The sequence below is a fragment of the Candidatus Amarobacter glycogenicus genome, from assembly GCF_016704105.1.
GTDB lineage: Bacteria > Chloroflexota > Dehalococcoidia > Tepidiformales > Tepidiformaceae > Amarobacter > Amarobacter glycogenicus.
Genome location: NZ_JADJAT010000019.1, coordinates 172566 through 191852, shown reverse-complemented (window position 1 = coordinate 191852; position 19287 = coordinate 172566). Strand labels below are relative to the sequence as shown.

The 19287-nt window shown below is 65.1% G+C and carries 21 protein-coding genes; 14 read left to right on the top strand and 7 right to left on the bottom strand.

The features are described from left to right. Nucleotides 1–2: 2 nt before the first annotated feature. The 6 genes from IPG14_RS12170 to IPG14_RS12145 are packed head-to-tail and all read left to right on the top strand — an operon-like array spanning nt 3 to nt 4553. A complete protein-coding gene (locus IPG14_RS12170; RefSeq protein WP_343386717.1) occupies nt 3–1157 on the top strand; it encodes an acyl-CoA dehydrogenase family protein in 1155 nt (384 codons plus the stop codon). Nucleotides 1158–1205: 48 nt separating this feature from the next. Next, complete coding sequence (locus IPG14_RS12165) at nt 1206–1448, top strand: type II toxin-antitoxin system prevent-host-death family antitoxin (protein ID WP_343386696.1); 243 nt, start codon at nt 1206–1208, stop codon at nt 1446–1448. Next, a complete protein-coding gene (locus IPG14_RS12160) occupies nt 1448–1861 on the top strand; it encodes a type II toxin-antitoxin system VapC family toxin (RefSeq protein ID WP_343386695.1) in 414 nt (137 codons plus the stop codon). Before IPG14_RS12165 ends, IPG14_RS12160 begins: the two co-directional genes overlap by 1 nt. Nucleotides 1862–1918: 57 nt before the next feature. Further along, nucleotides 1919–2404, top strand: coding sequence for a MaoC family dehydratase (locus tag IPG14_RS12155; protein WP_343392007.1), 486 nt, complete (start codon nt 1919–1921; stop codon nt 2402–2404). Next, nucleotides 2401–3639: a CoA transferase gene (locus IPG14_RS12150; RefSeq protein WP_343386693.1), complete on the top strand. Its 1239-nt coding sequence runs from the start codon at nt 2401–2403 to the stop codon at nt 3637–3639. The genes IPG14_RS12155 and IPG14_RS12150 overlap by 4 nt, the downstream gene beginning before the upstream one ends. Then, complete coding sequence (locus IPG14_RS12145) at nt 3636–4553, top strand: CoA ester lyase (RefSeq protein ID WP_343392006.1); 918 nt, start codon at nt 3636–3638, stop codon at nt 4551–4553. The genes IPG14_RS12150 and IPG14_RS12145 overlap by 4 nt, the downstream gene beginning before the upstream one ends. 13 nt (nt 4554–4566) lie before the next feature. Here IPG14_RS12145 and IPG14_RS12140 read toward each other — a convergent pair whose 3' ends face one another. After that, nucleotides 4567–5247: a hypothetical protein gene (locus IPG14_RS12140; protein ID WP_343387639.1), complete on the bottom strand. Its 681-nt coding sequence runs from the start codon at nt 5245–5247 to the stop codon at nt 4567–4569. Between the two features lie 261 nt (nt 5248–5508). Here IPG14_RS12140 and IPG14_RS12135 point away from each other — a divergent pair, with 261 nt between their 5' ends. Further along, nucleotides 5509–6390, top strand: a complete 882-nt coding sequence (locus IPG14_RS12135) for a hypothetical protein (RefSeq protein ID WP_343392005.1) — start codon at nt 5509–5511, stop codon at nt 6388–6390. Here the strand turns inward: IPG14_RS12135 and IPG14_RS12130 are convergent. From IPG14_RS12130 to IPG14_RS12115, 4 genes are read right to left on the bottom strand one after another with little or no spacing between them, the layout of a single operon-like run. Further along, complete coding sequence (locus IPG14_RS12130; RefSeq protein WP_343392004.1) at nt 6363–7010, bottom strand: hypothetical protein; 648 nt, start codon at nt 7008–7010, stop codon at nt 6363–6365. The two genes, IPG14_RS12135 and IPG14_RS12130, sit on opposite strands and share 28 nt — an antisense overlap. Nucleotides 7011–7012: 2 nt before the next feature. Beyond that, entirely contained in the window at nt 7013–7261 is a 249-nt protein-coding gene (locus IPG14_RS12125) for a hypothetical protein (RefSeq protein ID WP_343392003.1), read from the bottom strand. After that, entirely contained in the window at nt 7258–8193 is a 936-nt protein-coding gene (locus tag IPG14_RS12120; protein WP_343392002.1) for an FAD:protein FMN transferase, read from the bottom strand. The genes IPG14_RS12125 and IPG14_RS12120 overlap by 4 nt, the downstream gene beginning before the upstream one ends. After that, nucleotides 8193–8774, bottom strand: a complete 582-nt coding sequence (locus IPG14_RS12115; RefSeq protein WP_343392001.1) for an FMN-binding protein — start codon at nt 8772–8774, stop codon at nt 8193–8195. The genes IPG14_RS12120 and IPG14_RS12115 overlap by 1 nt, the downstream gene beginning before the upstream one ends. A gap of 253 nt (nt 8775–9027) precedes the next feature. On the opposite strand from IPG14_RS12115, the gene IPG14_RS12110 reads away from it, so the two are divergent. Genes IPG14_RS12110 through IPG14_RS12100 form a run of 3 tightly spaced genes read left to right on the top strand, consistent with a single transcriptional unit; the run spans nt 9028 to nt 11782 of the window. Beyond that, nucleotides 9028–10020: a GGDEF domain-containing protein gene (locus tag IPG14_RS12110; protein WP_343392000.1), complete on the top strand. Its 993-nt coding sequence runs from the start codon at nt 9028–9030 to the stop codon at nt 10018–10020. Beyond that, complete coding sequence (locus IPG14_RS12105) at nt 10017–10988, top strand: HDOD domain-containing protein (RefSeq protein WP_343386685.1); 972 nt, start codon at nt 10017–10019, stop codon at nt 10986–10988. The genes IPG14_RS12110 and IPG14_RS12105 overlap by 4 nt, the downstream gene beginning before the upstream one ends. 44 nt (nt 10989–11032) lie before the next feature. Continuing rightward, complete coding sequence (locus IPG14_RS12100; RefSeq protein ID WP_343386684.1) at nt 11033–11782, top strand: diguanylate cyclase; 750 nt, start codon at nt 11033–11035, stop codon at nt 11780–11782. Between the two features lie 13 nt (nt 11783–11795). Here the strand turns inward: IPG14_RS12100 and pyk are convergent, their stop codons facing one another. Beyond that, entirely contained in the window at nt 11796–13235 is a 1440-nt protein-coding gene (gene pyk / locus IPG14_RS12095; protein ID WP_343391999.1) for a pyruvate kinase, read from the bottom strand. 56 nt (nt 13236–13291) lie between these two features. Here pyk and IPG14_RS12090 point away from each other — a divergent pair, with 56 nt between their 5' ends. Then, on the top strand, nt 13292–13780 hold the full coding sequence (locus IPG14_RS12090; protein WP_343391998.1) for a hypothetical protein: 489 nt from the start codon (nt 13292–13294) through the stop codon (nt 13778–13780). Nucleotides 13781–13839: 59 nt separating this feature from the next. Continuing rightward, nucleotides 13840–16116: a penicillin acylase family protein gene (locus IPG14_RS12085; protein ID WP_343391997.1), complete on the top strand. Its 2277-nt coding sequence runs from the start codon at nt 13840–13842 to the stop codon at nt 16114–16116. A 12-nt stretch (nt 16117–16128) separates the two neighbouring features. Here IPG14_RS12085 and ychF read toward each other — a convergent pair whose 3' ends face one another. Continuing rightward, nucleotides 16129–17226 (bottom strand): redox-regulated ATPase YchF, encoded by a 1098-nt coding sequence (gene ychF / locus IPG14_RS12080; protein ID WP_343386680.1) that lies wholly within the window; start codon nt 17224–17226, stop codon nt 16129–16131. Nucleotides 17227–17401: 175 nt separating this feature from the next. Here ychF and IPG14_RS12075 point away from each other — a divergent pair, with 175 nt between their 5' ends. Beyond that, a complete protein-coding gene (locus IPG14_RS12075) occupies nt 17402–18349 on the top strand; it encodes an ABC transporter permease (protein ID WP_343386679.1) in 948 nt (315 codons plus the stop codon). Continuing rightward, nucleotides 18350–19279: an ABC transporter permease gene (locus IPG14_RS12070; protein ID WP_343391996.1), complete on the top strand. Its 930-nt coding sequence runs from the start codon at nt 18350–18352 to the stop codon at nt 19277–19279. Nucleotides 19280–19287 lie beyond the last annotated feature (8 nt).

The following is a 19287-nucleotide window of genomic DNA, read 5'->3' as shown; positions in this document are numbered from 1 at the left end:
ACATGACCGAAGCCCGCCGCATGATCCAGGCGAGCGCCCGCGAGTTCTCGATGAAAGAAGTCCTCCCGGTGGCGAACAAGCTCGACCCGGTGAAGGGCGAGATCCCGATGTCGCTCCGCGACCAGATGAGTCAGCTGGGTTACTTCGGCATCCGCATTCCCGAGCAGTACGGTGGCCTCGGGCTCGGGGTGTTCGAGTACGTCCTCGTCACGGAAGAGCTGGCGCGAGGTTGGATGAGCGTTGCCAGCATCATCGCCCGCGGCAACGGTTTCTTCGGCACCGAGGCATTCACCGAAGAACAGCGGACCGCCTACCTGGGGAGGATGGCGAGGGGAGAGTTCCTCGGCGCGGCCGCGCTTTCCGAGCCCGATGCAGGCTCAGACCTGGGGAACGTTTCCTGCCGCGCGGAGAAGGATCCCGATGGCGGCCCAAACGACTATTTGCTCACCGGCACCAAGATGTGGTGCACGTTCGCCGATGGTTCGGACTACATCACGGTGCTCGCCCGTACCGAACCGGTCACCGACATCAAGCACCGTCATCGCGGCACCGCCACGTTCTTCATCGAAAAGGAACGGGGCACACTCCCGCCGAACTGCACCGGGACGCCCGTCAACAAGATCGGCTACCACGGCTGGAAGACCTGGGAGCTTCACTTCGACGGATGTAAGGCACTGAACCTGAGCGGCAGCGGCTCCCGCAGCGGGTTCCAGGGAACTGTCTCGGGCCTCGAAGGCGCCCGCGCCCACACCGCCGCACGCGCGGTTGGCCTGGCCCGGGGGGCGATGGAAGACTCCATCGCCTACGCGAAGCAACGTGTCCAGTTCGGCCGGCCGATTGGCGATTTCCAGGCGATCCGCTTCAAAATCGCAACGATGGCAGCTGAGATCGAAGCTGCGCGGCAACTCACCTATTTCGTCGCCGAGGAACTCGATAGCCGCCGCCGCTGCGACAAGGAGGCCGGCATGGCCAAGTGGTTCGCCAGCGAAATGGCCGAGCGCGTGACCAGCGAAGCGCTCCAGATCCATGGGGGATACGGCTATACCACCGATCTGCCGATCGAACGCTACTGGCGCGATGCCCGCCTCACCAAGATCTTCGAAGGCACCTCCGAAATCCAGCTCCGCATTATCTCTGACCGCCTCCTGGAGGACTGAACTATTCTGGTCTGGACAGGTCAGACCAGAACAGGCCAGAATGATGAAATGAAGACGGTCGGAGTTTACGAAGCCAAGACGCATCTGCCCCGCCTGCTCGATGAAGTTGAGCGCGGCGAGACGATCACGATTACCAGGCATGGGAAGCCTGTGGCGCGACTCGAAGGCGTGGCCAGGCCAAGAGCTCGTTCGAACTCCCAGCTGAAGGAGGCATTCCGGGAGCTGCGGGCTGCCCAAGAGCCGGGCGGCCCCTCGATACGGGAGCTCATAGAAGAGGGCCGCCGGTACTGATGCGCGTAGCCCTTGATGCTTCGGTGGCGCTGGCGTGGAGCTTCCCAGACGAAGGGAGCGACTTCGCCCAGCACCTCTTCGATCGGCTCGGTGAGGACGGGGCGCTCGTCGCGCCCTTCATCTGGCAGTTCGAGGTTGCTAACGCCCTGGTTGCTCGTCAGCGTCACGGCCGGCTGAACGAATCGCAGGCGAGCCGTGCTCGTGTCCTCCTGAAAGAGCTTCCGCTCTCCTTCGCTGAGCTGTCCCTCGACGAAGTCCTGAGTGACGTCGCGTGGATAGCGTCGTCTCATGGCCTGAGTGCGTACGACGCGGCCTATCTTCATGTGGCGCTCCGCGAGGGAATTCCGCTCGCGACGCTTGATCGCCGTCTCCGCGGCGCCGCAGAAGCCGCTGGTTGCGAAGTCTTCGCGTAACACACGTCTCCATCCGGGCGTTCCTTGGTAGAATGCCGCCCACTCCCGGAGGCGAACATGCCCGGTCCCATCTCCTCTCTCACCGGCAATGACAACTACTTCGAGGACTTCGAAGTTGGGAAGAAGTACGAACATGCCCGCGGCAAGACCGTGACGGAGATGGACGGCGTCCTCATCACCAATATGGTGATGAACACCGCCCAGGGACACTTCAACGAGGACCAGATGGCGAAGGGCCCAATGGGTCAGCGCATCGTCTTCGGCGGTGTGACCGCGTCCATGGTCATCGGGTTGGCCATGCAGGACACCGGCGAACAGGCGCTGGCCGAACTCGGGATGACCGGGATCCGCTTCCGCGTCTCAGTCCACCACGGCGACACGCTCTACGCCTTCAGCGAAGTGCTCGAGACCCGGGAAAGCGATCGACCGGATGCCGGAATTGTCCGCTTCGCCCACCGGGGTCTGAACCAGGACGGGAAAGTCGTGTTCGAAGGCGAACGCTCCGTCCTTATCAAGCGCCGCTCGCATTGGGCGGAACGGTGAGCGAGCGACCGGACTACCGCAAGGCGCACGAAAACGCCGCGCCGATGGCGGCGGGCCCAACCGGGCCCCTCGCAGGGATCCGTATCGTCGACTTCACTCGCGCACTGGCCGGCCCCTTCTGCACCATGCTCCTCGCCGACCTCGGGGCGGACGTCATCAAGATCGAGCCGCCCGAAGGCGACTTCAGCCGCTATTCGGAACCGTATCCGGAAGGAGACACCGAGCGCGCCTTCGGCGGCTACTTCGCCAGCATCAATCGGAACAAGCGCGGCGTCATGGTCGACCTCAAGGACAGCGCGACCCATGAAAAGATCCTCGCCCTCATCGACGGCGCTGACGCGGTTGTCGAGAACTTCCGGGTTGGCATCATGGAGAAGCTCGGCTTTGGCTACGAGACGCTCCATCTGCGGAACCCCCGGCTGGTATACGCAGCGATCCGCGGCTTCGGCGACCCACGCACCGGCGCGAGTCCCTACGCGGAATGGCCTTCCTACGATGTCGTCGCCCAGGCGATGGGCGGCATCGTCAGCATGACCGGCACGGAAGAAGGCCAGGTCCTCAAGGTTGGCGCCAGCGTCGGCGACCTCTACCCCGGCACCGTTGCCGCCCTCGGCATCGTCAGCGCACTGCTCCACGCGAAGCTCACCGGTGAGGGCCAGTTCCTCGATGTCGGCATGGTCGATGCGGTGACCGCCCTCTGTGAGGCGGCCGTCTACCGCTACACCTACGCGGGCACCGTCACGAAGCCGCTGGGCAACAGCCACCCGCAACTGACCCCGTTCGACGTTTACCAGACCGCCGACGGCTACTGTGCCATCGCCGCGCCGACGCAGAACCACTGGGCCCTCCTCTGCGCCCACATCGACCGGCCGGACCTCATCCACGACCCGCGAACCATCAGTAACAAGGACCGCGTGGCCAACGCCGCCTTTGTGAAAGAGGTCGTCTCCGGCTGGACTCGGGCCCGGGCCACGCACGAAGTCATCGAACTGCTCGGCGGTGCCGTCCCGGTCGGGCCTGTGAACGATGCCGAGGCACTCTTCACTGATCCCCACCTCCATGCCCGCCAGATGCTGGTCGCAGTTGACCACCCCGGTAGCGATCGCCCGGTCGTCCTGCCGAATAGTCCTATCCACTTCACCGCTACCCCGTCCGGCATCTACCGGAGGCCTCCAAAGCTTGGCGAACACAACGCCGAGGTGTTCGCGGAAATCGACCGACAGGAGAACCCATGACCCGCCCGACTCGACTCCGACGCTCCGAACTCTCCACGCCCGGATCGAACCCCAAGATGATCGCCGGCGCCGCAGCAAGCAATGCCGACCTGGTCTTCCTTGACCTCGAAGACGCCGTCTCGCCGAACGAGAAAGTGCCCGCCAGGAAGTTCATCATCGAGGGTCTGAATACCCTCGACTGGGGGACGAAGACGCGCGCGGTCCGGATCAATGGCACCCACACGCACTGGTGCTTCGAGGACCTGGTCGAAGTGGTGACCGGCGCCGGCAAAAACATCGATGTCATCATCGTCCCCAAACCCAAATCCGCTCGAGACGTCTGGTTCGTCGACACACTGCTCACCCAGCTCGAAGGCCAGCTCGGATTGGAGGAGGGAAGGATCGGCCTCGAACTCCTGATCGAAGAGACCGAGGCGCTCGCCCGGGTCGAGGAGATTGCTGCCTGCTGCCCGCGGATTGAGGCGCTTATCCTCGGCTTCGGTGACTTCTCGGCGAGCCAGGGGATGCGTCTGAGCCTCCATGGACAGGGCGAGGGGAAGTACCCCGGCGACCCGTGGAGCTACCACCGGAATCGCATGATCGTCGCGGCCCGTGCCAACGGGCTCGACGCGATAGATGGTCCGTTCGCCGACTTCCGGGACGAAACCGGCTATCGCCGTGAGGCGACCTGGGCCTCGGCCCTCGGGGCCGTCGGCAAGTGGGCTATCCATCCCGCCCAGGTGCCGATTGCGAACGATGTGTATTCGCCGACGGATTCCGAGATCCAGCGAGCCCAGCGGGTCATCAACCAGGTTCGGGAGGCGGAGGCAGCCGGGACCGGCGCCGCGAACGCCGGTGGGGTCATGATCGATGCGGCGACCGCGCGCCTCTACGAAGTGACGCTTGAGCGCGCCCGGCTGACCGGAAAGTTGTGACCCGGTTCGCTCGCTATTTCGGCTGATGATCCGGGTCGATCGGGGAAAGCCGGAACTGGCACCGCCGGCCGCCCGTGGCTAGCGTCTCGTCGAGCGTCACTTCCATTTCCGGGAAGTAGGATGCGAGCCAGCCACGCTCCGCCTCGCAGATGCCGGGATGCTGCGTCGCCGCTTCGAGCGCGGCACAATACGTGACGCTGAGACACCCTGCGGCGCCATCCCACGCCATCGACACCCGGTGGCCGTATCTCCGGATCCACGGGAGCAGGCTCTCGGTACGGGCCTCGATAGCCATCGCTTCGATCGGTGCCGGGTCCGGTCCGTTTCGGCGGAAGTGCTCGGGCAGTGACGCCAGCACGTCGGCATACGCGGACGGGTGGTCCCGGTGGAGGAGGGACAGCACCGAGAGCAGGGTCGACGCTCGCCCCTGCGAGAACAGCTCCCGGCCCGATGCAGTAACGACGTACCGGTGTTCCGGGCGTCCTGGCGTTCCGCGCCGCTCGGTCTGATGGGCGACAAACCCCAGTGCTTCGAGGCGCGCGATGCGCTGGCGGGCAGCGGCCACCGAGAGGAAGACCCGTTCGCTCACGAGTTCCGCCCGGCAGCCCGGCGAGTCGTTCACGATGATCAGGATTTCTGCATCGATAGGTGGAAGGGCGGACAGGCCCGCCGGGAGGTCTTCGGGTGGGTTCATCGCGGCATGTCCCCGTGGCGAGGGTGCTGCCAGTGTAACGCCGGGTTGGGCCCAGTGCGTGGGAAAGTCCGACCAAGCTTGCTTCGCCGAGCCCGCAGATTCATGCCCGTGCCCATCGTTTGGCGCCCCGCCACGCGGCGTCAGCCTGGCGCGGCGCTCCCGGGGGCGCCGCGCGCGAGAGGAAGCCCTGTAAGACGGACCTCATCCTGTGCGTCATGGCGATGGACCGGCCCGACAAACGGCCGCTTGGAGGATTCCGTCATGTCGTCGCACCTGTCCATGCGGGAACAGCCCGCGAGCCCGCCTCGCGCCGCCCTCTTGCTGATGGCACTCATTGCCACGCTCAGCTTCATGCTGGCTTTCCCGGGCCATGCGTCCGCCCACGAGATGTCCTACGTAGCGAGCCACTACTGCGATGGCACCTGGGATACCCGCGCCGAATTTGGTGGCAGCACGGAATTGGTCCTCATCGCGCTGAGCAACGTGAAGATCAACGAGCAGCTCTATCAAACGCGGTGGAGCCTCCTGGGAGGAATGACCGCATCAACGACGGCGCCCGGCGAAGGCTTTTCCACGGCCACGCCTTCGCCGGGTACGGTCTATTGGCGGGGTACCAGCTCCGGCGGCGCTGGCGCCGGTGTGCTCTTCCATCGTTCAGGCTTGTCGTCGATCCCCGGTTCCTGGGACGGCTGGATACAGACCTACAAAATCGAACAGCGCGCAGGAGTGCCGCTTCCGGGAGCTCGGTGGAGGCCGGACGGCGCGGCACGAAAGATGACTGAACCCGCACCGTCGACTCGATGCATAACCGTGAAGAAGGTTGTGACCAACGTGCGAGACGACCGAAATGCCTTTAGCGGGAGTGCCACGCATCCGTTTGGTGCGTGGCGATTCACCGGCCTGCGCGAGACGGCCCCGGGGCGTTCCTGGGGTCCGACGTTCTATTCGACATTCACCGTGTCCGAGGACGTTTCACCGGGATACATCCTGCAGGGTTACCTGGCGATACGGGGACTTGACGCCTCGTGCCCCGCCGATCCTCCGGAGAGCCGCCTGAAGCGGCTGCCCATTACGTTCGTCATCAGCGCCGCCAATCCCGCCATGACCGTTTGCGTCTACAATCGGCGGTCAGCCGTGGCTTGAAGCGTGGCGTGCACCGGGCGGCCCTCGCCGGCCGGCGAGGCGCCTGAACGCCGCGTCCGTGACCGATAGGTCCGTAAAGCCGCCCACCAGGCGTTTCCGATGAGCAGCCCGGCCAGCAGGTAGTACAACCATCCGAACGCTTCGAAACCGGCGAACGCGGCCACGGCCACCAGTACGCCGAACACGGCCTGGTCGCGATACTTCACGGGCGACGTTGGCGGGTCGTCGAGCATGAAGAAGGCGAAGAACAGCGCTGCCTGCAGGTCCGGCGCGCGGAAGAGGCTCGCGAAGTCCGATGGCTCATCGACAAAGCTCGCCGCCGTCGCGAGCGCGTAGAACATGCCAAGAAATGTCAGCACCATCGGCAACTTGTTGATCCGGTCGGCCGTGTACCAACCCGCCGCACCGATGATCAGCGCACCTCCCCATCCGAGTTCGGGAAGCGCGCCCCACCAGCTATGGCCCGCATCGAACAGGACGGCCGCAAGGACGAGCGCCAGCGCCGCCGGGTTAAAGACGTTCGCCAGCCGCACGCGAAAGAGGTGCTTGCTCGTGATCGCGAGGACTGCCGTCGCTGGTGCGATCATTCCCGCGTCGAACGGGCTCAGGAGCAGAGCCACGATCAGCCCGGACAGGATTCCCGCCGTGGGAAAACCCAGATTCCGCGCTCGATCCGCTGGATGATGATGTCAGCGAGCGTCGCGGCGCCCACTGCGTTCATGACGGTGGGGATCGCGTGGCTGGCATCCTCCGTGGTGAGAGCGATCACCGCGATCGCCCCGAGGACCAGGACCAGGTTGCCCTTCGGGCTTCTCACCGCACGCCGGACCTTCCGCATGTCAACAACCGGCTGCACCGAAATAGCATTCATTCGAGGTACCCCTTCAGGCCCGGTGTTTCGAATCGCTCACCGGTCGGCGTGATGGCCAGGCCATCGGCGCCGTTCGCCTCCAGGAACGCGATCCCCTCGCGCGGCCCGAGGACGAAGGCCGCCGTCGCCAGCGCGTCGGCCGCCATGGCGGTCGGAGCGACCACCGTGACACTCGCTACCCCGGCTGCCGCCCGGCCGTTGGCCGGTTGGAGAATGTGGTGGTCGGCGGGGTTCACCGCCGATGCGCGTTCATAATCACCGGACGTGCAGACCGCCGCGCCGGAAACTGAAAAACGCGCCGCCAGCGAGTCGAACTCACGGGGATCGCTGACCCCGATGACCCACGGATGGCCGTCCGGGTTCATTCCCCCGGCATAGATATCCCCACCGGCGTTGATCAGGAATCCGTCGATGCCGGACAGCTCTTGCGCGGCGAGGTCGATGGCAAGTCCCTTCGCGACCGCCCCGAGGTCCAGTGTCAGCGGCCTACGAAGCGTCACTTCGCACCCCGCCGGGCTGAGGAGCACGTCGCGGAACGAGCACGGCGCCGCCGACCGGGCATCGTTCGCTCTTCCGTCCTGGTAGTTTCGGCTGAATCCCGCACGGGCCATGGCATCGCCCACCGTAGGATCGAACGCGCCACCCGAGTCTGCGGCGACAGCGAGCGCGAACTCGATGGCGCGAAACAGCAATGGGGAGACCGGCACGGCGACTCCTGGGCAGTCGCAGAGGCGGCTGAGTTCGCTCTTTCGGTCGAACCGGCTGCAACGTGCTTCGACCTCGGTGAACCAGGCGAATCCTGCCGCGATGCGGGCGTCGATGTCGCTTTGTCCCTCCGCCGATACCGCCTCGATGCTCACGATCGTGTCCATCGCAACCCGGCGCCGGGTCAGGCTGCGCGCGGTTGACTGACGGCCGGCCCTCGCGGCCATCAGCCCTGCGCCTTCGCCAGTGCCGCCGCGACCGCGCTCGCATACGCCCTGGAACTGTCGGTCGCCCCCGAGATGGAGTTCACGCTGGCCGACTGGCGAGTGATGACCTGGGCGGGCAGGGAGGACACCTTGGAGCAGGGATACTTCGTCTGGCAGCTCGTGATCTCGGCGGAAACGATCCTTCCGCCGCTAACGACGACCGTGACGCCGATGCTACCGTGGCGGCTCGAACCGGTGCCGGTGTAACTGCCGTCCCGGTAGCCCGCTGCGGTCGTGCCGGTTGAAGTCGTGGCGGTCGCCGGCGGGAGGGTCGGGGTGGCTGCCGTCGCCGGGGTGGTCCCCGAGCGAGTGGCGGTCGCCGTGCTCGTTGGGGCGGTCGTCGCGAGCGCCTCAGCGATAGCCGCATTGGCTGCCACGCTATCCCCCGCGGAGGTACGGACGAACCCTGCGGCATAGACCGAGAGGATCGCCGCGGAACTCAGGCCCACCAGGCCGGCCTTCGACCGCACCTTCCGCGACTGCCAGAGGCGTCGCCTCCGCTCGGCCGCGGTCGAGGCATCTTCGTTGCGGTACTCAGCCATCGCAGCTCACCTTCGAAAAGAACTTCAGCGTGAAGCTATCGCGAGAACATTTGAGCGCGATTGGATTCACCCGGATTCCGTCACCGGCGCTTAACCCGGGAGTGCGCGCCGGATGGCCCCAGTTCACGGTGGAGGAAGCCAGCCTGCCACTCCCTCCCGAGCGCGCCGCAGTCGAATTAGACCCCGTCAGCCCTGGGTCATCCGTTTCCTCCTCATCAACGTGACGCCTCGGGCCGATAACCATGGAGAAATCGTGCCCGTGGCGGGAGACTTGTTGGCTGCCCAGACCGACTTCATCGCACTCCTGACCGATCCGGACTTGCTCCAGCTCATGCTGTTCGCCTGTCCGGATGGCGTCCTCGCGACCAACGAGGAAGGCGACATCGCCCTCTATGCGGGCGCAAGCGAGGCCATGTTCGGCTACCGCCCGGTCGAGGTGATGGGGCACAGCTACCGGCTGCTGCTCGGGGATGAGCAGGCGTTCCAGTCCCTTCGGCGCGAGCTTGGGAGCCACGGCCAGGTATCGAACTACGAGATTCCGGCGGTTCGAAAGGGCGGCGCAGCATTCTCCGCCGCTGTCTCGGCTGCTGTGATGAAGGACCGTTATGGGTGCCCAATCGGCACGATCTTCTACATCCGCGATCACTCCGGTGTCCGCCAGATCGAAGATGCACTTCGGCGAAACAACACCCAGCTCAACCACCTCGTGTCGGAACTCGACCACCTCGCCAAACATGACCAGCTCACCGGACTCCTGCGCCGCGGTAGCGCCGTCGAGGCGGCAGAAGATGCGCTCCTTTCCTCCGGTCTGGAACGCGAACCCTTTGGCGTGGCACTCTTCGACCTGGACCAGTTCAAGTCGGTGAACGATTCGTACGGACACCTCGTAGGTGACCGCGTGCTCGCGACGCTTGCCACGGTGATGCGGCGAGTTGCCCGCGCGCACGACATCGTGGGCCGTTTTGGGGGTGAGGAGTTCGTTGCCTTCCTCCCCGGAGCCGACCTCGCTGCGGTCTCCGGCTTCGCGGAACGCGTACGTGTCGCCATCGAGCGGTCACGCCTGGTCATCAGCGACGACATCCATGTGTCGATCACCGTCTCGGCCGGGGTTGCCACGCTCCCTACCTGTGCCGATAGCCTGAACGACGCCCTGCGCATTGCCGATGACCGGCTTTACGCAGCCAAGCGGGCTGGCCGCAACCGAGTAGTCAACCACGACAGCGATGAGCGCAGGAGTGCCGCATGACCACCGAACCCACCTCATTGGGCATGGATGCCCGCAACCGGCTGCGCCTGATCGTCAACCGGACCACGGACCTGACACCGTTGAAGAGCGTGGCGACCAAGGCCATCCAGCTCGCCGAGGACGAGCGTTCCGCCGCCATGGATCTCGCCACCGTCATCAGTTCCGACCAGGCCCTCACGGCGAAGCTCCTCAAGCTCTCGAACTCCGCCTATTACGGCTACGCCCGGAGGATCTCCAACGTGCGCGAGGCCGTCATCCTCCTCGGAATGCGGACGGTCCGCTCAGTCGCGATCTCCTCGGCAATCATCGATGCCTTCCGCGTCCCAGACCTGGAGCGTGGCGGGTTCGACCAGGACTTGTTCTGGGCACACTCCGTTAGCGTCGGTCTCGTGGCGGAACTTATCGCCCGCGAAACGCGCATATCGCGGCCCGAAGATGCGTTCACCGCCGGCGTACTCCACGACGTCGGGAAGCTCGCCATGATGCTTGCCGAGCCGCAACTCTTCGGCGAGGTGGTGGACCTCGTAAACCACGAGAACATGAAGTACCGCGAAGCCGAACTCGCCGTCTTTGAGATTGGCCACGAACATGTTGGTTCCCGGCTCAGCCAGCGGTGGAAGTTCCCCGAGTCCCTGATCTCCGCGATCCGCGATCACCACCCAGCGAAGGGAGTGCACGGGATCGTATCGATGGGTGACCTGGTCGCCGCTGCCGACCTCGCGTGCAACCGCGAAGGGCTCGCCTGCGGGTTCGACTTCACGCGGGATGAAGCACGGAAGGCGGTTGTGGCGCTGCCGCCGGCGGTCGATCTCGCGATCGGCAAGGTGCATGGCGGCATGGCCACCGTCGAAGAAAAGGCCCGGGCGTTCTTGCTGCACGTTACTGCCCGCCCTCCCCAGTGGTATGCGCCGCATCGTGGCGAACTGGGTGCTGAAGCCGATCCAGCCCAAGAAGCCGGCGCGGCCTGATGTTCCGCTACCTCCCAGCCGATATCCGTTAGTGAGGACAATGTATGAAGCGGAATGAACTGGAGCCCGCAGCCCCGGAACAGCCCGGCAAGGACATGCGCAAACACGCATTGCGTTTTGCGCTGCTCATTGGCTGGGGCGTCGTCCTGACGTTGCAGGTCGCCGGGACCCTCCGGAATCCTTCCGTCTCGAATGTCGTCGTCGCTGCGGCGTTCTTCTGCCTGTTCGCGATAGTGAACGTCAACCTCTTCCTCATGGGCTGGCTCGGTCACCGCAGTTGGCGCCGCGTCTCGAACAAGCTGCATGGCGCCGCCTACCTGAGCGAGTTCCACAACCTCCCCAACCGCAACTACGTGCTCGCCGAGTTGCGACGCGAAATGCCGCGCGCACGGGCACATAGCGCCCCGTTCGTCCTTATTCAGCTCTCGCTAGAGACCATCGAAGACGTGCGCGAACGGCGCGGCGATGACTTCGCCGACCGTGGCGTCAACGCCCTTGTCGAAGTCTTGAAGCGGCTAACGCGCAGCTCCGACTTCCTCGCCCACCTCGGTGGCGCGCGCTTCTGTGTCGTCCTCGTCGAATGCACGCTCGAACAGTCGTACATCTACTTGAAGCGAGTGCCCGGGACTATCTCCGTCAGCGACGGGCACCAGATGCTGGACCTCGCCGTCACCGCCCGCGTCCACCAGTACGACCTCGAGTCCCTCTACGCCACCGATGTCCTCCGGGACCTCGAAGAGATGAAGCCGCTGCGGCGCCGCGAGCAACCGCGGATGGATTCCCTGGCCGCGTAGGCAGACCCCCGCTTCACACCCCGTACCGCGTCGACTCTCCGATCCTGTGCAACTTCAGGAAGTTGGTCGTGCCATGGGCACTCACCGGGAGACTCGCCACCACGACGACCTCCTCGCCGTCGGCCACGTGCTGGCGTTCCGTCAGGAGCTGGTCGACCGATCGCAACAATTCCTCGGATGAGCCGACGAGGTCACTGCACAGCGGGATGACCCCGCGGGCGAGAGCCAGCCGCCGCGTCACCGTCTCGTGTGGCGAAATCGCATAGATCGGTGCGTTGGGATGCACCTTGCTCAGCAGTAGCGCGGTGTAGCCGCTGTTTGTGAAGCAGACAACGGCCTTCATGTTCGGGTCGGACTCTACGATCCGGCGAGCGGCAAGCGCGACGACCAGCGAATGGTCATCGGTTTCCGGCGGCGCCAGCACATCGCGCTCGAACTCGGCCGTCGCCGCCTCGGCTCGCCGGATGATGCGGTCCATCATCGCCACCGATTCGACGGGGTAGTTCCCGGTCGCGGTTTCGCCACTCAACATCACGGCGTCGCACAACTCCCAGACGGCATTCGCGACATCTGAGGCCTCCGCCCGGGTCGGGCGCGGCGAGTCGATCATCGATTCGAGCATCTGGGTTGCCGTGATTACCGGGATCTGGTTCCGGGCTGCGGCGGCGATGATCCGGCGCTGTTGCACAGGCACGTCCTCCGGAGGCAACTCCACCCCCAGGTCGCCGCGGGCAACCATCGCCCCATCGGCTTCGGCGAGCACTGCATCGAGGTTCTCGACCGCCTGCCGGCGCTCAATCTTCGCGATGATCGGCACGTCTTCTCCCAGGCTCCCGACATACTCCCGGGTCCTCGCTATGTCGGCCGCGTCGCGCACGAAGCTCAGGCCGAAGTAGTCCACGCCGGCCCTCAGGCCCGCCTGGATGCACTCCCGATCACGCTCGGTGAGTGCCGGCGTCGTCAGGTTCGTCGCCGGGAAGCTGACGCCCTTGTGAGGCCCCAGCAGCCCGCCCGTGATGACCCGGCAGTCCAGCCCTTCCGGCGATGAGCGCAACACTTCGAGCTCCAGCTTGCCGTCGTCGAGAAGGATCCGTTCGCCCGCCATGACGTCTTCCGTGAGCCTCGGATACTCCACCGAGAGGAGATGTTCGTTGCCGGCGACCGCTCGATTCGTCAGTCTGAGTTCGCGGCCCGGCGAAAGTTCGATCAGTCGCCCTGATTCGGTGTCCCCGGTCCGTAACTTGGGACCGCTCAGGTCCATGAGCACCGCGACGGGCTTGCCGAGCCGGCCGGAAACCTCTCGCACCACGTGTACCGACTCCACGTGCTCTTCCAGCGTGCCGTGGCTCGTGTTCAGTCGGGCGACATCCATCCCGGCCCGGATCATGGCGGCGATGGTCTCGGGTTGGAGCGAAGCTGGGCCAAGCGTGCAGACGATCTTCGTGCGGCGCATCGATGCCCAGTGTAACAACTGGTCACTTGCAAACCGGTTTGCCTACACTGGGCGCCATGCCCACCAAAGACGGCCGGATGAAGGCCCGCGAGTGGCTCTTTTACACGGAAGACCTCACCCTCGCTACACTCGGCGAGTCGGTCCCGCGGCCTCAGCGCCGTGTGATGTGGACGGTCCTGCAGTTCTACTGGGACACACCGGCAGCCCACTTCGAGCTGCAACCCCAGCCCTCGCGATCACTCATCGAGGTCGGCCTGCACTTTGAAGGCCGCGCCGAACAGAACGAGGCATGGGCTGCACGGATCACGCCCCACACGGCAGAGATCCAGTCGGCGCTGGGCGGAGCGTGGGAATTGGAGGAGTGGACTGCCAGCTGGCGGAGGCTGCACCGCGTCTATCACTTCGATCACCTGACAGGCGCGCTCGGCCGCGAGGTCGCAGCTGAATGGGCGAAAGCAATCTCGCTCCTCTGGCCGTTCGCCCAGGCGGGAATGGAGTCTCCATCGCCGAACCTCCCGCGTTTTATGGCGGCGGCATCGCGTTGAGCGGCACTGCTGGCTGACGAGGTTGCCAGCGATCGGGCGGAGCGCCAGAATCGCCCGCTATGCCTTCTGCCCTTCACTATCCCGATCTCGATGCAGCCCTCACTATTCGCCGTGATGCCTATGGCGTCGCTCACATCGAAGCGGCGACCGACCACGATGCGTGGTTCGGGCAGGGGTTCGCCGCCGCCCAGGACCGTCTCTGGCAGATGGAATACGACCGCCGCCGCGCCGTCGGGCGCTGGTCCGAAGCTGCCGGTCCCACCGGTCTTCCCGCCGACCGCCTCGCGGTGCGCCTCGGCCTCGAGTCCGCCGCAAAAGCCGATCTCGATGCGATGGCGCCCGACGTTCGGGCGATGTTCGAGGCCTATGCCAAGGGCGTAAACGCCTTCCTCGCCACGAACCCCGTCCTCCCGCCAGAGTTCGCTCTCACCGGCATCACACCCGAACCGTGGGAACCCTGGCACTCCATCGCGCTTTTCAAGATCCGGCACATCCTGATGGGGCTCTGGCAGTGGAAGGTCGCCTGTGCCGGGTTGCTTGGCCGGGTCGGCCCCGAAACCTGGGAGAAGCTCCGGTTCCTGCCCGCAGTCGGCACCGCCGTCGTCCTGCCGCCCGGCACGAAGGTCATGGAGCTCTATCTGCATGCCTCGGAGGAGATCGCTGCGGCGGCGGAGCACCTGGGCTTCCTCTCTGAAATCGAAGCCGGCTCCAACTCGTGGGTCGTGAGTGGAGATCGGACGGCGACGGGCAAGCCGGTCCTGTGCAACGACTCCCATCGGGCGCTCGATGTCCCGAATGCCTACTGGCAGGTCCACGTCGCCGGGCCGGACTTCAACGTGTCCGGCGCCACGTTTGCCGGCTTCCCCGGGTTCCCCCACTTCGGCTTCAACGGCTCAACGGGCTGGAACATCACCCATACCCAGGCCGACTACCAGGACCTCTTCATCGAGAAGTTCGAAGGCCCCGACGGTGATCGCTACCTGACCGAGTCAGGCAGCCTGTTGGCGGAACGAAGCGTGCACACCGTCCGCGTGCGCGGCGCGGCCGAAGAGTCCGTCGAGACCTGGAAGACGCGCCATGGTCCGGTGGTGCACGGGGACCCGCGGTCCGGAATGGCCATCGCGCTCAGCTACACGGCATTGCAGCCGGGCAGGCGGCCGTTCGACGGTCTGCGCGCAACCCTCGTCGCGAAGGATGTCCACCAACTGTTCGAAGCACAGCGCACCTGGGTCGATCCGGTAAACAACCTTGTCGCCGCCGATACTTCCGGAAACATCGGCTACATGGTTCGCGGTGAGTTGCCGGTGCGCGCCTCCCGGGCGGGCCGGCGCCTGCCGGTTCCCGGCTGGACCGGCGAGCACGAATGGCTGGGGTCCGTCCCTTTCGAGGAATTGCCGCGCAGTGTCAATCCCGCGGAAGGCTTCTTCGCCACCGCCAACCAGCGGGTCATCGCCGCCGATGAGCCGTACATCAGCGCCTACTTCGCCTCGCCGTCTCGCGCCGATCGGCTCGTCGAACTGCTCGGCACCGGCAAGACGCTGACCCCGCAGGCCATCGCCGGATTCCAGGATGACACCACATCGAAGCCGGCGCGGACGTGGGCACGATTCCTCGAGGGCCACGGCCCGTTCGCCGGCGACGCAGAACGCGCGCGCGCGCTTCTCTCAAACTGGGACGGCAACCTCCTCCCGGAGCGAGCCGAGCCATTGCTGTACGCCTACTTCCGCCGGGCAGTCATGCACGAGCTCTTCGTCCCCCTCATCGGCGAAGACGCATGGGGATTCCTCACAACCGATCTGAACCCCGGATTGGGCCGCATCGCCGCCGGCCTCGTGGCCGAAATCGTGGCGCACCTGCCGGACGGTGCGCAGCCACCCGATGGCCGCTCGTGGGCCGCTGTCCTTCGCCCGGCGCTGGAGACCGCATGGCGCCGGGCCTCAGCGCTCGCCGGGTCGGACTTCGCGTCCTGGCGGTGGGCCGACCACCATCAGACAGGGAGCCGGAATCCGCTGAGCGCTGTCTTCCCGGATGCCGGGCTGGACCCGCCGCGGATCGTCATCGGCGGGGATGCCGACACCATCAAGAACGCGGGCTACGGTATCAGCGGGAAGCGGGACTTCGTCATCAGCCAGACTTCCGTGTATCGCCAGGTGGTCGATTTCGCCGCGCCGGACGAGGCCTCATACGTCATACCCGGCGGCGTCTCCGGTGATTCGCGGAGCCCCCACTTCGCCGATCAGTTACCGCTCTGGGCTGCCTGCGAACGAATCCCGATGCATCGGCTCGCCGGGCAGGCGGCCGCCGCCGCGGTGTCGGAGATACGCCTCCGGCCCTAGCCGCGCCGGGGTTCAGACGTTAAAGAGGATGTTGAGGATGTCACCGTCCTGGACGATGTACTGCTTGCCTTCGGTCCGGAGGAGGCCCCGCTTCTTCGCCTCTGCTTCGGAACCACAGGCGACCAGGTCTTCGAAGCGGATCACCTCTGCCCGGATGAAGCCCCGCTGCAGGTCGCTGTGGATCTTGCCCGCCGCTACCGGGGCCGATGATCCGCTCGCCACAGTCCACGCCCGGCACTCGTCCGGCCCTGCGGTGAGGAAGCTGATGAGGCCCAGCAGCCCGTAGCTCAAGCGAATCGCGCCGGCCATCCCGCTCTCGGTGACACCCGCAGATGCGCGGAATTCCTCCGCTTCCTCGTCGCTCAGCTCGTTCAAATCCATTTCGAATTTGCCGCAGAAGACGGCCACGTCCATGCCGGTCTTCCGGTACTTCTCCTGGCACTTCGCCTCGATGGCGTCGCGTTCCGACATCTGGCCTTCGCCGATGTTCACCACGAGCATCAGCGGCTTCGCCGTCAGGAACTGCGAGCCTTCCAGGAGCTTTTCATCCTCTTCGGTGAGCCCCTGTTCCCGGAGTGGCTGTTCGTTTTCGAGCCCTGCCTTCATCCGCGAGAGCAGTTCCTTCAGGCGTTGCATCTGGTCGCGCTCGCCTGCCTTCACCGACCGCATTTCCGTTTCGAGCCGCTGCAGCCGGCGTTCGATGATCGACAGGTCGAGGAATGCAAGCTCGAGGTCCATGGTCGCAATGTCGCGGTCCGGGTCGATGCTGACTTCTGGGTGCGGCACGGCATCGTCTTCGAACGCCCGCACCACGTGGATCAGGGCATCCATCCGGGCCAGGTCGTTGATGAACTTCCCGGCAGGCCCTTCTCCCTTGCCGAAGCTCTCGCCCGCCGCCGGGAAGTCGACGTACTGGATCGTGGCGTAGGTCGTCTTCTTCGGCTTGTAGAGCTCGGCGAGCCTGTCGACCCGCGCATCGGGCACGTTCACGACCCCGACGTTCGGCTGGGCGGAGGAACTGTAGGCGCCGACCTGTGCGCTTCCCCGCGTGACGGCGTTGAACACCGTTGTCTTGCCGGAGCGGGCGAGTCCAATAATGCCGAGTTGCATCCCTACAGAGTGCGGCGCGGCGGGCCAACGGCCAACGCCACCGATCACTCAGTCATTAAGTCAAGGCTAACTATTCGCGAGAGATGGATTGACGCTTGATGGCGGCAGTCCGGAGAATGCCCGAATCTTGGCCGGTCAGCCGGTTTCTCGGCCCATGCCGAATGGATGAGGGGTTATGGCGCAGTACCTGGCCAAGCGGCTCCTCGCCTCGCTCCTGGTGCTCTTCGTCATTAGCATCCTCGTCTTCGTAGCCGTCAGGGCGATCCCCGGCGATGTCTGCCGCATCGTCCTGGCGACCCCGGATGTCGATGAGGCACAGTGTGCCGCGATCCGGGAAGAACTCGGCCTCGATGACAACGTCGCCACCCAGTACGTCAAATACATGGGCGGCGTCCTCACTGGAGACTGGGGCAAGCAGCTCATTTCCAAACGCGACGTCTGGACCGAGATCCGGTCTCGTATCCCGCTCACGCTCGAATTGACCGTCCTTGCGACCGGTTTCGCGATCCTCATCGCCATCCCCATCGGCGTGATCTCCGCAGTCAAGCAAGACACTCCGATCGATTACGTCCTCCGCTTCGTTTCCATCGGCTGGCTGAGCATCCCGGGCTTCTGGTTGGGCACCATGCTCATTGTCTTCCCCGGCAAGTGGTGGGGTTACACGCCGCCTGTGGGCTACGTCGATTTCTGGGAAGACCCGCTCAAGAACCTGGAACAGCTGTACTTGCCGGCGTTCAGCCTCGGCCTTGCGCTCTCCGCGAGCCTTGCCCGCGTTATGCGTTCGGCCATGCTCGAAGTCTTCCGCCAGGACTACATCCGCACCGCCCGCGCGAAGGGCCTCCGCGAGTACTCCATCATCGTCCACCACGCACTGAAGAATTCGATGATTCCCGTCATTACCCTCTTTGGTCTCCAGGTTGGCGTCCTCTTTGGTGGCACCGTCGTCCTCGAGGGTATCTACAGCCTCCCCGGGCTCGGCCTGCTCACCTTCCAGGCGGTGACCATCAAGGACTACCCCCAGGTCCAGGGGGTCGTCCTGTTCTTCGCCGCCGTGCTCGTCACCATCAACCTGCTGGTCGACCTTAGCTACGCCTGGTTCGATCCACGGATCAGGTACTCGTAGATGGCAACGCAGGCAGTGACGAACCCGGTCCCTGTGGCCGATTTGCGCCGCCGTCCTGGCAGGTCGGCTTCCCTTCGGCGCATCGCCAGGAAGAAGCCCGTCGGCGCAATCGCGGCCGTGATCTGTCTCCTCCTCATCCTCATCGCGATCAGCGCCGACCTCCTTGCCCCACAGGGCGCGAACCAGATCGATCCGCTCAAGAATCCGCGGCTGCTCTCCCCCTCGCTCAGTCACCCTTTCGGCACCGACAACCTCTTCCGCGATGTCTTCACGCGCATCGTCATCGGCAGCCGTATCTCGCTCGGGGTGGGCTTCACGGCGGTGTTCATCGGGACGGTGATTGGCGCTTCGCTGGGAATCGTCAGTGGCTACTTCCGGGGCAAGACCGACCTGGTTGTCAGCCGCGCGATGGAAGTCGTCCTTGGGTTCCCGCCGCTCGTGCTGGCCATCTTCATCCTCGCCATCTTCAACACCTCGAAGGGGTACAGCTTCCGGTCATTTCTCCTTCTCAGCTTCGCGATCGGCGTCATCATCGCCCCGACCACTGCCCGCATCGTCCGCGGGTCGGCACTCACCATCCGGAACCTGCAATACGTCGAGGCGGCCGAGTCAATCGGGAACACCTCATTCGGGATCATGCGGCGGCACGTCTTGCCGAATGTCGTGGCCCCGATCATCGTTATCGCGAGCATCCAGATCGGAAACGCCATCCTTGCCGAGGCGGCGCTCAGCTTCCTCGGCCTCGGTATCAGCGATGCCTACCACCCAAGCTGGGGCACGATGCTCCAGGAGGGCCGGCCAGTTTGGCTCGAGGCATGGTGGATGTCCGTTATCCCCGGCGCCGCCATTGCCTTCGCCGTTCTCTCCTTCAATCTCTTCGGCGATGCCCTCCGCGATGTCTTGGATCCGCGCTTGAGGCAGTCGTCGTAATCACATTG